We start from the raw sequence: 14,039 nt of genomic DNA, 5'->3' as shown, positions 1-14,039 counted from the left end.
CAAAACGATTCTACAACCTGCTACTAACTATCAAGTCAAGCCGTTTCATCAAATTCAGCAAATGATTCGATCAGGCGACAGACCGAGTGGCCATCGGGCGTTGAGTTCTTCATTGTTTTCCACTCTTCGGCGGCCTTTTCGAGACGCCTCCGAAGCTTTTGCATCTCGCGTATTTTCTTCTTGGTCTCTTCTATTCGCTTTTCGACCAGCTCACGGACCATCGGGCACGGCGAATTGTGATCTGCGGCGTGGTTCAGGATGTTTTGGATCTCGCTGAGCGTAAAGCCTAGGTTTTTTGCCGAGTTGATGAATTTTATGCGGTCTTTGTCGCTCTGTTTATAAAGCTTGTAGCCGTTCGAGACGTCTCGCGAAGGTTTCAGCAGGCCAATTCGCGTGTAATAGCGAATGGTGAAAATAGGTGTGTCGGTTTTTCTTGCAAGAATGGCGGCGGTCATCATATTATAAGGTTACCCCAAGATGCTGATTTCCAGCATACTCTCCTTTTTTCAGGAATAAAGGCAGTTTTCCCCCTTTCGTTTAAATGGTGGTTCTGTATTTTCAGATAACACCGACAGAATGACCGCTTAGGAAAGAGCGGGCACCTTATCCGAAAAGGCAATCCCTTTTAACAGGGAACGCAAAGCCAGGAATTAAAAGATCGTCCGGCTGCCGAAGTGAGGTTATATATCTGATCCGCACAACCGTTTTCGTTCTATTCATCATTTTAGCCGCTTTTATTGATGTGTCGGCCCAATCGTCTGCGCGACCGGTTGCAATCCTTGTTGATGACATCATTGGTAACGGACGCGGCGTTCCGCGCCAGCCGCTGGGGTCGCGCGGGCTCGAGTCGCATCGCGTCACGGCGGACGGCCTCGTGCTCGGCGATCCTGGCCAGGGTTCTTGTCAGCAGCGCGTCCCCGGACGCGACCGGGGCGCCGCCCATGAGGGCCTCGCCGATCTGCTGGAGCCGCTGGGCGCGCGATCGCAGGGGCGGGGAGACCCTCGCGGCCTGCTGCTCGGCCAGAACCCAGCCGTCAACCGCCTCCTCGTCGTCGTCGCTGAGATAGGGCTGCCCACGTGCGGCGGCGGCGCGAAGGCGGAAGATGCGGGCCATCGTCACATCTGCAAGCGCGGGATCGGCCGATGCGGTTGTGTCGAGGAGCGAGAGCAATCGTCGGGCGGCCTCTGTCCTCGCCTCGCCTGTCGGGGCGGGGGCCGAGATCGCGGGCTCGATCGCGTCGGCGCTCTCCGGGTCAAGAGCCACTGGTGCGACGGGCGAGATGGCGGGCGACGGATCCATGCGTGGGAATCGTGCGGGGGCGTTCGACGGCAAGCGGGACCCAGTGTTTACTGGCGATCAGGCACTTGTGTCGCGACGGTTGACGATCTGCCAGTTGCGGGCGAAGGTCGCGACCGCGGAATGCAGGCGAGACTTCACGGTGCCCAGGGGGATGTCGAGCTCCTCGGCGATCTGGGCGTAGCTGAGTCGGTTGAAGTAGGCCAAGAGCAGGATCTCCTTCAACGGGTGTGGCATGAGGTCGATGGCGCGCTGGACGAGGTCGTCTCTTTCCCGATCGGTGATCCCCTGAGCCGGGGACGGCAGATCGATCTCGAGCAGGTCGATGAGGGTGGTGCCGCCGCCATCGGAAGATCCAATCGGGGCGGCGAGATCGACCTCCTGCCGCCGACTCCTCTTACGGAGCATGTCCCTGGCTTTGTTCGCGGCGATGGTGAAAAGCCAGGGTTTGAATCGACGGGAGGTGTCGAAGGTATCGGCGGAGATGTGAACCTGGAGAAAGGCCTCCTGAAAGACGTCCTCGGCCATCTGTCGGTCACCGCAGAGCCGGATGAGGAAGCGGAGCAGGTCGTCCTGATGCCGAATGATGAGCTGGCGCATGGCGTCCACCTCGCCCTCGCGATAGGAGGCCAGGAGTTGCTCGTCGGTTCGGGTGGCCACGGTGGGAATGTATCGGACGGCGCGAGAGTCAGCCGTTTGCACGCCGATCGGGAGGGGTGTCCGTCAGGGGCTTGTGTGGATCTGGGCGAGGACGGGCCCGGATCGACGATGGAACACAACGCCAGATGATGGCGGGAACAGCGACAGGCCTTGTGCGCGCAAGGCCGGTGCGTGCTCGCGGATGTACGTGTTGAGCCGGTCTTGGTTTGGGAAGAGGTATCGGGTCTCAAGGACTGGCGCCGGGCCGGCGTCGTCGAGGCGGATGACCTGGGCTGAAAGGGCACCGTGGCGAAGGACGTCGGCGATTTAGCAACACAAAAAATCACCTGGTCCGAAGAACTCTTCCGCATCTTTGGCCTCGACCCAACCCAACCAGAACCAACCTATGCCGAGTATGTGCAACTGCTGCATCCCGATGAGCGTAGCTTGATGCAAACAATCATAAAACAGGCCATCAGCAATGGAACGCCTTATGAAATTGAACATCGCATCATTCGTCCGGACGGTTTGATTCGCGATCTGCTAGGGCGAGGAGAAGTGGTACGAGACAGCTACGGACAGGTAATTCAACTGTTTGGAACTGCAATGGATATTACAGAGCGCAAACAAGTTGAAGATGCGCTCCGACAAAGTGAAGAACGTTGGCAATTAGCTATTGAAGGTGGTAATGATGGCATTTGGGATCACAATTTGATTACCGATGAACATTTCTTGTCTCCCCGCTGTATGGAAATGTTGGGATACGATTACAAAGAAATTGATACCTTTGAAAAATGGTTTGGCTGCATTCACCCCGACGATCAACCGGTTTTGCAAACCGCATTCCAAAACTATCTGAATCGAGAAACTCCTGTGTATACGTCGGAGTACCGCATGCGCTGTAAGGATGGCAGTTACAAATGGCTCTTAGCCAGAGGCAAAGCCGTCTGGGATGAAACCGGTACTCCGATTCGAGCCATTGGCTCGCTCAGCGATATCACCCTGCGCCGGCAGGCTGAAATGGAATTGCAACAGGCGAAAGAAGCCGCCGAAGCCGCCAACCAAGCCAAAAGCACCTTTCTCGCCAACATGAGCCACGAGCTACGCACGCCGCTCAATGCCATTCTTGGCTTCAGTCAACTGCTGGCCAACCACCCGGCCCTGTCGAAAGCGCAACAAGAGCAAATTACAATCATCAACCGCAGTGGCGAACACCTGCTCAACCTGATCAACGACATCCTGGAAATGTCCAAGATTGAGGCCGGACGGTCAACCTTCAATCTGATCAGCTTCGATTTGCACGAGTTTCTCACGACGCTAGAGCAGATGTTTCGTCTGCGAGCCGAACAGAAAGGATTACAGATTCTCTGCCAGCTCGCCCCCAACCTGCCTCAATATGTCCAGACCGACGCTGGTAAGCTGCGCCAAATTCTGATTAACCTGCTCAGCAATGCGGTCAAGTTTACTCAGGAGGGACAGATTACATTGCGGGTGGAGGTGGAGGGTGTGCCAGAGGCAAGTGGGTATGAAGCCAAGGAGAATGTTCAACCCTGTCTCGTTCTGCATTTTGAGGTCAGCGATACGGGACCTGGGATTGCTGCAAATGAGCTTGAAAGCCTATTTGAACCGTTTGTACAGTCAAAACTACAGAAGGCGCACCCGGACGGAACTGGCTTGGGATTGCCAATTAGCCGAGAGTTTGTCAGGTTGTTGGGGGGCGAACTGACAATTGCTAGCGAGCTGGAGCATGGCACTACCTTTATCCTCCAAAATTTCTAAAAAATCGCGCAATAGGCGCAGATCATGACGAACATGTTCTTTTATGGCCTGGTTTGACTGTGCTGGTGAAGGATTTATTAAGGCCGCCAAGCCATTCAGCGTTGTCTGGACAATTAACCGCGGTTGAGTGAACTGGAGATCCCAGCGGGCCGTCAGTTGCTTAGACAGGGATTCGCAATCGGGCCGCTCGTTGTTAGCGAAGGCGATTAGCTGCTCTAGAAGGCGGGCTGCTCGGATTTTAGCTCGATCGCTGGTACTCAGTCTCGGCATAGAAGAATGCTAGGGAGCGTGAGGCTACCAAAAAAGGCAGGAAGTGTCCCGAAGTCAAAGAGTAGTTCCGAAGTACTTGTTCCTAATCTTACAAGGGTTTCCATCGCTCTGGAAAGCACGTTGCTTCGGGACAAGTCCCCATTTTAGGCTAAAGGACAACGCAAACTCGACAGTCTGCCAACAACTCCTACCGCAGTCTGAAGGGTGAATCGTGGAGCAACAAACGAGTAGAGCAGGTTTGATGCCGGAACAAGCCTTGCCCCACTACTTCAGCCCTTTGTTGCTCCACGCTTTTTCAACGAATGGCCTTGATACAGCCTTTTTCAGGCTAGTGAAGTACGAAAAACGGGGTGCAGGGGCACTGCCCCTGTGTGGGGGCGAAGCCCCCACACCCCCTGTACCTCACATGAGTGAAAAACGCTGTAAGGTAATAACTTTTCTTCAAAAGAGAGGTTGCGTTTTGCGACTAGCGCAGAGAAGCTCGTATGAGCAATTGGCAAAAATATCTCGACTACCGTATTGCAATACGGTATCGCCTTACATACTAGGTGGTCCGATCTAAAGGTGAATTAACATGTCTACCCTGCTTGTATCAGTCAACTTCAACGGAAATATCGGAGCTGTTCAAGCCTACAATACGACGACCGGTCGGTTGTTGTCACAACAACGTCTTTCAGGGATTCCAACTGGCTTAGCTGTCAGTAGAAACGGTCTGTTTGTCGGAAACGCGAGCGATCGGTTTTCGATCATCACCAGGATTGCTCAGAATCAAGCGAGGGCATTTGCTGACCCGCCCATCGGCACAACTGACTTAGCGATCGGTTTTAATGGCAACCTTTTTTCTCTCTCTAGACAAGGATTTATTCAGGAGTTCGATGGGCGTACAGGGGCATTTATCAGACCACTAGCTATTGGAACCACCCTTACAACTGGAATTACATTTGGCCCTGATGGTGCGATCTATGCTAGTACTGTGAGGGGCAATATTGAAAAGGTAGATCCTAGAACAGGCCGCATCTTGGACACGGTTGGTTTCCTCCTCCCTGGACCTAGGGATTTGGCCTTTAACCGAGCGGGGCAACTTTTTGTGCTGACCGCTCGTAATGGGAATTCTGTTGAGATTATTGGAGGACCTCGTGGCCCAATTTTCCCGCCGTTGGTGCGCCAAATTGTTCTGTTTACGCCGTTTCCCTACATGATTGGCTTTCCAGCCAGTATTTTGGTTGGCCTACCTGTGAATATTGGCTTAGGTCTGCTGGTCATGATCGGCTGGATTCTTCTCTTCTTGGTGCTAAATCGCTGGTTCTGGAAACGCGGTCTGCGACAATATTCGGGTATGGGAGCGTGAGCAGTATCTGGGCAAGATTTTTCATGCGTTGGCGCAGAAGGAGTAGGAGAGACAGTTCCTCATAGCTGTCAGGCTGAGCGATCTGGATCATCCGGTTGATCGTATTTTTTTCTTTGCCTAGAGTGATACAAGAGGGTTATGGACAGATGCCTTACTCAACATCATTTATTCATCATCGCTGGCGATCGTCATTAAGTAATTCAACTGAATTAAAACCAAGCTCAGAGTGTTGTCGCCGTCCGAAGGGCGGCGACAACACCTCCTTTGGGTTTCATGTTTAATTATGTTGTTCTACTTATCACCCTCAGTTTTGTTGGACAGTACATTTGCCGTCTGGTCCCAGTATTGTGGCAACCCAGTTGGCGATTTTTTTAACGGCAATCCTACTACCCCAGTTGGGCTACGCTCAGAGACGATAGCTAAAGGACAACCCAATCAAGCAGCTTGCTCTTGTTTAACAGTAACCGATAGCTTTAAGCCTAGTTTGTTAAGTAGGGTAGCGATCGCTTGCAGGGTTGGTGTTTCTCCCTGAGCAAGCAATTGATAACAATTCTCCCAATCAGAATCTGGTTCGTTCGCAGCATCAACTATATTCTTTCGGGCTTCTGCCACATTTTTCAGTGCCAATAGAATATGCTCTAGATCACCATCTTCTAAGACTGCATCTAGATAAGCAGCCGCTTCTATCGGATCTTTGAGGGATTCGATCAGATAGGAATGGTAGCTCTTATAGGTTGGCATTTTGTCTATTTTGAAAATCCGTCCAATATTGCTTTGCCTTAAGAATATCCTGATCTTGAGTACTTTTGTCGCCGCCGCAAAGTAATAGAATGATTGTTGCTCCGGATCGGGCAAAGTAGATGCGATAACCAGAGCCGTAGTCAATTCTGAGTTCCATAACTCCTGCGCCAACAGGCTTGAAGTCTCCCAGATTGCCCAATCCAATTCGATCAAGTCTTTTTTTGATTCTAGCGCGTGCTTGTCTGTCGCGCAGGGATTCCAGCCAACGTTCAAACGGGCAGGCATTGTCTTCTTTCACGTATAAAACCACCTCCAGTGGCTGTGCTCCCATAGCCTTCCAATCCCCTCTAAATAAGAGTTTTTGATTTTGTCACAAATTCACAGTATAATAGTGACAAAATCATTCTATACGCTACAATTCAATTTGAATGAGCCAGTAGAAAATTTTTGATGTTGGTGTCAATATGCCCCGTGGTGGTAAGCGTAAAGGAACAGACTGGTTTCGAATCTTTGCAGTAATTGAGACCATGCTCTAAAAATAGCTACTAGACAGGGGGCCTATGTCCCCTGTTTGTCCTGCTTAGCTGAATATTAAATTGAACGTTGAGAGAAATATTGACTGACAAAACGTTGGAGCCGTGTAATACAAGCTAGCCACCGGGAGTGAGGTCGCTTTCAGTGGTGCCGAATGAAGTCGTAGATTTTGAGGTAATCTTCGCCGGGGTGGTTCCAGGAATAGTCGTATTCCATGCCTTGTTTAACGAGCTGGCGGAATTCCTTCGGATAGTGGTACCACAGCCCGATGGCTCGGTCCATTGCGGATTCTAGTGCCTGCTGGTCGGTTTGGTAGAACACATAGCCGTTGCGCTCTTCAGGTTTGTGGAACTGGTCATAGTCGCGGTCAAACACGGTATTGACCAAGCCGCCTACGCCGCGGACAATTGGTACCGTACCGTATTTGAGACCAATCATCTGTGTCAGACCGCACGGCTCGAAGTTACTAGGTACCACGATCATATCGGCACCGGCATAGATCAGATGAGACAATTCTTCGTTGAAGCCCAGTTCCAGATGCACATCGGGGTTATTGTTTAAGAAATTCTTTTCATGCCAAAACCAGTTGTTAATCCCCGGTTCCGTAGCCGACCCCAACAGCACAAACTGGGCGTTGCGGTGCATGGCGTAATAGATGGCATGATGAACTAAATGCACACCCTTTTGATCATCCAAGCGACCGATATAGCAAATCAACGGCTTATCGTCCTGGGCCAACCACAGCCGTTCGCGCAGTGCCTTTTTGTTTTTCAACTTTTCGTCAATATTGGCTTGACTGTACTGGTAGGGAATATAGCGGTCAATTTCGGGATTCCAAACATCGTAGTCAATCCCGTTGAGAATGCCGCCAAACTTATGCTGATGGACATGCAGCGTATGCCCCAAACCATAGCCGAACTCACCGTAATGGGCTTCCCAGGCGTGATGCGGTGAGACGGTAGTAACAAAGTTAGAGTAGACAATACCGCCCTTCATAAAGTTGAGGGCAAAAGGATTGAAATTATCCTGTAAACGGTCGTACTGGAAGTAGTAAGGTTCATTATTCAGCCCGGTGGCCCAAAGTACATTTACGCCCGCAATGCCTTGATGCTTGAAATTGTGAATCGTGTAGCAGACGCGCTGATACTCCAAGCCATGGTATTTGTAGATCTCAAACAGCAGCACCGGCACTAGTCCGGTTTGCCAATCGTGGCAATGAATCACGTCCGGCTTTTTGTTACTGCGCTGCAAAAATTCTAGGGCCGCCTTACTGAAAAAGGCAAAGCGCAGGTGGTCGTCAAGTGCACCATAGTAACAGCCACGATTAAAGAAATTATCCTGAGAGTGGGGTTCAATAAAGAAGCAGAGCCGTCCATGCACCCAGCCGCAATAAACCGTGATTAAACATAAAACCCAAAACCCTGCGCCGCCCGCGCAGGGTTTTGAATCTGGTTTTTAATTATGCCGAGATACTTAGGAACGTTAACAGCCCTGTATTCTGCAAAAAGATTTCAAAAGCGAGGCAAAAATTTTGCCAATTCACGCTGCTGTGAACGATGAATTCACGATCGATTGCTACGGTATGGATAGCTCGAATAACCTATTACAGCAACAACAAGGAGCAATCGCTCTAAATCAATACTTTGACATATTCAAGGAGAAATTCAAATGACCAGGGAACAACAGAGCGGTGGAGAAATTTCGTCACTCAGCCTGAATTTAGAATCTACACATAATGGCGGAGAAATTCCATCAGCGAATCTGGATTCAGTAGCTATACATAACAATGAATACAATGGTGGAGAAATTCCATCGGCAAGCCTGGATTCAGCAGGTTCACAAAGCGGCGGAGAAATTTCATCAGCGAATTCGGATTCAACACTCAGTAGTGTACCGCTTCAGGAAGCGAATGGTATCGAAACATCAAGTGGTTTGCAGTCAATTCTGGTGGAATTAAAAGTACCGAGAAACCCGGAAATGGCCGCGATGCAATTGGTTCAAGAGAGAACGATTGCTAGCTTCCAGATGGATACAAATTACGACCCGATCCCGATGAATCCATCTCCAGAAATGGCGGTTCAGTTCGCCGAGAATGAGGAGATTATGATTGTGCGCGGGCAAATTGAAGCGAGCCGGATCCCGGAACTAGAAGCACAACCGAATGTGATAAAAGTCTACCGCGACACTCCGATTGCTCCCTTTATTAGCACACTGCCGGAACGACAGAGTACTCCATTAGTATTGTCAACCGCAGCCGCTGCAACCTGTCCGATTGGGACTTGCGATTGTGCTTCAGGAACTGCAAAGGGAACAATTGCCGATGTCGCGACCTACTTGGGTGTGGATCGGATTTGGGCAACTGGCCACCGGGGTGAAGGGATTGTGGTCGGCGTGGTGGATGGAGGAATTACGGCTGAAGGTCGCCCGGTGCTGGCTGGTGAAACCTCGCGTCGAATTCCACGAGTGATTGGCGGTTGGCCGACTGCGGACTGGGGAACACGGGCATCTGCCTGGAGTGAACATGGCAACATGTGTGCTACTGATGTTTTAGGCATGGCTCCGCAAGCGCGAATCTATGACATCCGAATTTCAGGCGGGTCTACCTCGGCCACCATTTCGGCAGCCTTAGCTGGGTTTCAATGGGCCATCAATCAGCACCGAGTCGATGGCACTCCCCACATTCTTAGCAACAGTTGGGGAATTTTTCAGGAAGCTTGGGACAGCGTCTATGCCCGCGACCCGAATCATCCTTTTACGCGAAAAGTAGTCGAGGCGATTAATCAAGGCATTCTGGTCTTGTTTGCGGCTGGTAACTGCGGCGGTACCTGCCCGGATGGTAAGGCATGGGCATCCTTTTTACGGCGTAGGGTAAATTGCTCTAGGGCAATTTTCAGATCATCTCCAGTTTCGTTCAACAGACTATTCAGTATGGCAACATCTTCGAGGGCGGCGTTGCATCCTTGTCCAATCGCCGGTGATACTGCATGAATGGCATCGCCGATCAATAATACGCTGTTGCTGTAGTGATAATGACTGCAACTCGTTGTTAAAACTCGAGCTATGGGGCGTTTCAGAAAAGCTTCGGCTTCAGCCTCAGTCATCATCTGACCAACTTCGGGAAAATGCTGCTGAAGATACTGTAAAACGTCTTCGCAACTAGCGAGCTGAGCGACCTGATTATGCTGACGCGGAAACAAGATCACGCCCCCCATCGTCCCGTCATACTGATGCAGCAGTACAATAAAGGTGCCATCGTTAGTTCTCCAGGAGTGAATTTTTCCCGCTTCTAACTTGATTTCGGGATGGGACTGAGGGTGAGCCAAAAAAATTGATTTGTAGTCATTCAAGACATACTTTTGCTCAAATTCAAACAGATCGTGGGGTAGAAAAGCAGCTCTTACAGTCGAATGGGAGCCATCTGCTCCTATCAGCAGGTCATAGGGAACCGTATGCCTTTCTCCTGTGGTCAGGAATTGAATCGTCGCTGTTTTGGCTTCTAGATTAACTTGAGTGCATTGATGGTTAAAGTAAAGATTCAAATGGTTATTATCATAAGCTTGCAGTAGTTCCAGTAGCAGTATAACAAGATTCGTTCGATCTAATGTTACTAATGATCTTTCCCGTGTCGTTACTCTGGTTTTACCCGCTTGGTGGAAAACCGTTCCATACATTTCCAAACTGACTTTTTTAACCGCTGCTTCAACGTTGGGAATTTGGTACAGAGCATTAGTTCCTCGATCGTTTAAGGAAATCGGAAAGGTTCTAGCATTAGAGAAAGACATCAGCCGTGGATCGCTGCGCCGCTCATAGATAGTGACCTGATACTGATTATCCCGACGCAATAGATAATGGGCTAACAGAACTCCGCTTGGACCTGCACCAATGATTACCACTTTTTTGCTCATAGGATCTTCCCCACTGGTTTGAATTCTAATGTGCCACAAAATTAGCTGATTCCAAAATAGTGCTTGAAAACTCCATCTATTTGCAGATGTCTTCCTCTATTTGCAAAATGTCCCAGATGAATGTTATCCAGCCTACGTTTACTCGTTTAATCAAACAATTTCATCTCCGTCTTTTGTTGGATTATTCGGTTCCGTACATTCGTTAGGGTATGCCAAGACAAGGCTTATCGCCGGGTCAGTAAACAAATTTCCCAATGAGGTTGTCTATGACTTATACTATCGACGAACGCACAAAATCTGCGTTAAACGCTTTTCAGAATTTCGATGTCGATACCCAACTAGCTTTGCTTTGGTATGGCTACCTCGATCTCATCGGTTTTTACAACTACGGTTGCAGCCTGAACCAAGGGATGCTGTTCGAGGACTGCCGCAATTTCTTCTAGCTCAATCCGAAAGCCGCGCAGCTTTACCTGCTGATCGATACGGCCCAGATATTCAATCGTGCCATCTGCTAGGTATCGCGCCCGATCGCCAGTTTTATAGAGACGGGTATCAGAGGCATTACTGGCAAGAAACGGATTCGGAATAAAGCGTGCAGCGGTCAGATCAGGTCGATGGAAATAGCCGCGTCCTACTCCGATACCGCCAATGTATAGCTCGCCAGGAACGCCAATCGGTACAGGCTGGAGATAACTATCGAGAATATAGAGTTCCGTATTGTGGATGGGGCGTCCAATCGGAATAGATGCAGTGCGAGAGCTATCCAGATCGGCAGGAATTGTATAGACACAGCAGCCGACCACCGTTTCCGTCGGACCATATTCGTTGACGAATTGACTATGGGGAGCAAGGCTACGCCAGTCCGTGAGATGTCCTGCGGTTAGTGCCTCGCCGCCAATCACAACAGTGGCATGACAGTTGGCTCGCAGATCCGAAGGATTCGATTGTAGATCAGAACTAGCTTGCCACTGGCTGAGGAGCTTGAGATGGGCAGGCGTGAGCTTCAGAATACTAAAGGGGTAAAGCGCTAACGCTTGGCTCAGGGACTCCAGTTCGGTTTGCTCTGGCAGCAGCACAATAGATTGCCCGACCAGCAGCGGCGGGTACAGGCTGGTAATGGTGGCATCAAAGCTAATAGAGGACTGCACGGGTGCACCAAATTGATTCGAGAGTGAATTGCCGCTGAAATAGGTTTGTAGACACCAATCTAGATAGTTGCTGAGTCCGGCATGGGTGAGCATCGTGCCCTTGGGTTTGCCTGTCGAGCCAGAGGTGTAGATCAGGTAGGCTAGGTTCAAACCGCTGAGGGTCCGCTTGGGTGGATAGGCCGGATAGCTGGCAATGGGCTGCCGATTGTGATCGAGGTGTGGATCAAGAATGCAAGAGCGACAGGCTATATTCGAGAGTATGGTTAAACTAATGTCAGTTTGTGTTAACAGTAAATCAATCTGGGCATCCTCAATCATCCAGCTCAGCCGTTCTGTGGGATAGCTGGGGTCGAGCGGCACATAGGCAGCCCCCGCCTTGAGAACACCCAGCAGCGCAATTATCATTTCCGGCGATCGGCTCATGCAGATGCCCACGCGGGATTCTGTGCTAATGCCTTGAGCCTGCAAATAATGGGCCAACTGATTGGCTCGGCTATCCAGTTCCTGATAAGTCAACTGCCGATCCTGGTATACGATGGCAATTCGGTCCGGCGTTTGGGCAACCTGAAACTCAAACCGATCGGGCAGAAACGGATTCAGTCCCATATCTCGGTGCGTCTGGTTCCAGTTGATCAGCAACTGCTGGCGCTCGGAAGCTGTCAAAACAAGCGACTGCCAGTACCCAGGTGGTGTGTCCCAGGGACTGTAAACAATCACCCGTTGCCAGATCCCAAACTCGAACGGTGCGATCGCCCCCGCCGCTGATCATCTTAGCTCCATCGCGACTCACATCGACTGACCAAATCCAGTTGCTATAGCCTATCCAGGTCTTCAACACCTGTCCACTGCTGATGTCCCATAACTTGATGGTGTAATCGCTTCCGCCTGAGAGTAGAGACTGCCCATCTGGGCTGAATTGGAGGGCACGAATCCAACTGTTGTGAGCCTGAAGCGTGCGGACGGGTTGCATCGTTTTGCTATCCCACAAACGAATGGTATGATCCGCGCAACTGCTGGCTAAAAGGGAACCATCGGGGCTAAGAACGGAAAAAATGTGAGCGGTCTGGCACTGGAGGGTATGCGCAGGGCTTGCAGTCAGGGTTTGTGGGTCAATTTGCCAGAGTTTCAGAGTTCCATCGGGGCTGCCACTCGTCAACCAGCCACCATCAGGATGAACGTTAACGCTAAAAATCTGATCTTCATGGCCAGTCAGGGTTTGGCGGAGTTCTTGGGTTGTGAGATCCCAAATTTTAATGGTGCGATCGCTACTGCCACTGATCAGGTAATCATCGATAGATGCCTGCTTTTTTACTCAAAACTGACTCTAAATTGTCTAAAACAAGTAAACAGCGATGGTGCTGTAAGTAGTACAAGAGCGTTTGCAAATTGGGCTGCGTTTCCTGTTGATTGGATAGAATCGCTAACCACTGTATCAGGATGGTTTCAAGGGTTGGTGCATTTCGCAGCGATCGCCAAATCACATATTCAAAGGGACAACTTTTGACATCATCATTGATAACATCATGCATTAATTTGGTTGCGAGAGCCGTTTTACCGACACCGCCCATACCCAGAATTGCAACCAAGCGGCGAGACGGCTCATTTGTGGGATTAACCCATTCCTTCAATTGCGCCAATTCCGCCTGACGACCATAGAACAGCGAGACATCCGGTGCTTCTCCCCAATCGATCTGGAGGCGCTGTAGCGTTTGATTAGAATTGAGAGCTTGAGCATCTGAGCTATCGTTGGGATAGCGATAATCGTGCCGCTCTAGCACGATGTGAAATGCCTGGAAAAAAGCCTCCAGGGTTGGTTTATCAACCGTGTTGTGAGCGTCTAATACTTTGGTGACAGTTTTTAGCGATATTCCAGTGCGCTCACTCAGTTCCTCCAGGGTATAGCGATCGCCAAAGTTATCAGCAAGTTCAGCCTGCCGCCGCGCTGCCTGCAATTTTCGCAGTCCCTCTGCGGTTAAAACAATCCCCCGTTTACGAGAACTGCGCTTACGTTCCATATCCGCCTAACTCGACCAACTCAAAGGCTTCCCGCTATCAAATCTGATATGCCCATTATCTTAACTTACCGCTTAAATTACCAGATAATAGTGACGGTGGCGACATCAGCAATGAGTAAATTGCCATCGCGCACTGAAGCGTGCACGGGTTAAATTCCAAGTTTTGGATGCATACATGAAGGGGGTAACAATCTTACCCCTTTTTTGGATTTCGCTCTGAAGCATGCAACTCAACTCGCCCATTGATGATGTGGTTCGCGAAGTGCGGAGCACAGATATGCCTCAGCTCGGATTTGGGTGTACATCGTAATTCCTGTCAAGGGGTTAGGGAGGAATCAAAGCTCACCTAATCATTAAGTTGGA

At 50.3% G+C, this 14,039-nt stretch carries 12 protein-coding genes, 3 pseudogenes and 1 riboswitch; of the genes and pseudogenes, 3 read left to right on the top strand and 12 right to left on the bottom strand.

Features of this window, described 5'->3' with window-relative positions:
* Positions 1-35 precede the first annotated feature (35 nt).
* The 3 genes from JVX88_RS30270 to JVX88_RS30260 all read right to left on the bottom strand — a co-directional run bounded on the left by JVX88_RS30270 (position 36) and on the right by JVX88_RS30260 (position 1,957).
* The gene (locus JVX88_RS30270) at positions 36-458 is read right to left on the bottom strand and encodes a MerR family DNA-binding protein (RefSeq protein ID WP_211622179.1); all 423 of its coding nucleotides are present in this window, start codon (positions 456-458) and stop codon (positions 36-38) included.
* A gap of 146 nt (positions 459-604) precedes the next feature.
* Positions 605-674, top strand: a riboswitch (cyclic di-GMP riboswitch).
* 50 nt (positions 675-724) lie between these two features.
* On the bottom strand, positions 725-1,300 hold the full coding sequence (locus JVX88_RS30265) for a hypothetical protein (protein WP_211622178.1): 576 nt from the start codon (positions 1,298-1,300) through the stop codon (positions 725-727).
* A gap of 57 nt (positions 1,301-1,357) precedes the next feature.
* Positions 1,358-1,957 carry an RNA polymerase sigma factor gene (locus JVX88_RS30260; protein ID WP_211622177.1) on the bottom strand — a complete coding sequence of 200 codons (600 nt, stop codon included), beginning with the start codon at positions 1,955-1,957 and terminating at the stop codon, positions 1,358-1,360.
* Between the two features lie 285 nt (positions 1,958-2,242).
* On the opposite strand from JVX88_RS30260, the gene JVX88_RS30255 reads away from it, so the two are divergent.
* Positions 2,243-3,715, top strand: a complete 1,473-nt coding sequence (locus tag JVX88_RS30255; RefSeq protein ID WP_211622176.1) for a PAS domain-containing protein — start codon at positions 2,243-2,245, stop codon at positions 3,713-3,715.
* Between the two features lie 39 nt (positions 3,716-3,754).
* Here the strand turns inward: JVX88_RS30255 and JVX88_RS44565 are convergent.
* Positions 3,755-3,985: pseudogene (locus tag JVX88_RS44565) on the bottom strand (hypothetical protein); the annotation flags it as partial.
* 574 nt (positions 3,986-4,559) lie between these two features.
* On the opposite strand from JVX88_RS44565, the gene JVX88_RS30250 reads away from it, so the two are divergent.
* Positions 4,560-5,333, top strand: a complete 774-nt coding sequence (locus JVX88_RS30250) for an ABC-2 family transporter protein (RefSeq protein ID WP_211622175.1) — start codon at positions 4,560-4,562, stop codon at positions 5,331-5,333.
* 435 nt (positions 5,334-5,768) lie between these two features.
* Here JVX88_RS30250 and JVX88_RS30245 read toward each other — a convergent pair whose 3' ends face one another.
* The 3 genes from JVX88_RS30245 to glgA form a co-directional block, all read right to left on the bottom strand.
* Positions 5,769-6,074, bottom strand: a complete 306-nt coding sequence (locus tag JVX88_RS30245) for a DNA-binding protein (protein ID WP_211622174.1) — start codon at positions 6,072-6,074, stop codon at positions 5,769-5,771.
* On the bottom strand, positions 6,061-6,372 hold the full coding sequence (locus JVX88_RS30240; protein WP_263975311.1) for a type II toxin-antitoxin system RelE/ParE family toxin: 312 nt from the start codon (positions 6,370-6,372) through the stop codon (positions 6,061-6,063). Before JVX88_RS30240 ends, JVX88_RS30245 begins: the two co-directional genes overlap by 14 nt.
* Before the next feature lie 377 nt (positions 6,373-6,749).
* Positions 6,750-8,009 carry a glycogen synthase GlgA gene (glgA, locus tag JVX88_RS30235; protein WP_317134675.1) on the bottom strand — a complete coding sequence of 420 codons (1,260 nt, stop codon included), beginning with the start codon at positions 8,007-8,009 and terminating at the stop codon, positions 6,750-6,752.
* Between the two features lie 267 nt (positions 8,010-8,276).
* On the opposite strand from glgA, the pseudogene JVX88_RS42480 reads away from it, so the two are divergent.
* A pseudogene (locus JVX88_RS42480) lies at positions 8,277-9,365 on the top strand (S8 family serine peptidase); the annotation flags it as partial.
* A gap of 23 nt (positions 9,366-9,388) precedes the next feature.
* Here JVX88_RS42480 and JVX88_RS39465 read toward each other — a convergent pair.
* From JVX88_RS39465 to JVX88_RS30210, 5 genes and pseudogenes are all read right to left on the bottom strand, one after another.
* The gene (locus JVX88_RS39465; RefSeq protein WP_225931226.1) at positions 9,389-10,513 is read right to left on the bottom strand and encodes an FAD-dependent oxidoreductase; all 1,125 of its coding nucleotides are present in this window, start codon (positions 10,511-10,513) and stop codon (positions 9,389-9,391) included.
* Positions 10,514-10,851: 338 nt separating this feature from the next.
* Positions 10,852-12,267, bottom strand: coding sequence for a non-ribosomal peptide synthetase (locus JVX88_RS30225; protein WP_225931225.1), 1,416 nt, complete (start codon positions 12,265-12,267; stop codon positions 10,852-10,854).
* Positions 12,233-12,631, bottom strand: a complete 399-nt coding sequence (locus tag JVX88_RS30220; protein ID WP_225931224.1) for a WD40 repeat domain-containing protein — start codon at positions 12,629-12,631, stop codon at positions 12,233-12,235. The genes JVX88_RS30225 and JVX88_RS30220 overlap by 35 nt, the downstream gene beginning before the upstream one ends.
* A gap of 21 nt (positions 12,632-12,652) precedes the next feature.
* Positions 12,653-12,955, bottom strand: a pseudogene (locus JVX88_RS44560) (WD40 repeat domain-containing protein); the annotation flags it as partial.
* Positions 12,948-13,676 (bottom strand): NB-ARC domain-containing protein, encoded by a 729-nt coding sequence (locus tag JVX88_RS30210; protein WP_211622169.1) that lies wholly within the window; start codon positions 13,674-13,676, stop codon positions 12,948-12,950. The gene JVX88_RS30210 and the pseudogene JVX88_RS44560, both read right to left, overlap by 8 nt.
* Between the last annotated feature and the right edge of the window lie 363 nt (positions 13,677-14,039).

Source organism: Leptolyngbya sp. 7M (assembly GCF_018128485.1).
This window is presented reverse-complemented; position numbering and strand designations above follow the sequence as displayed.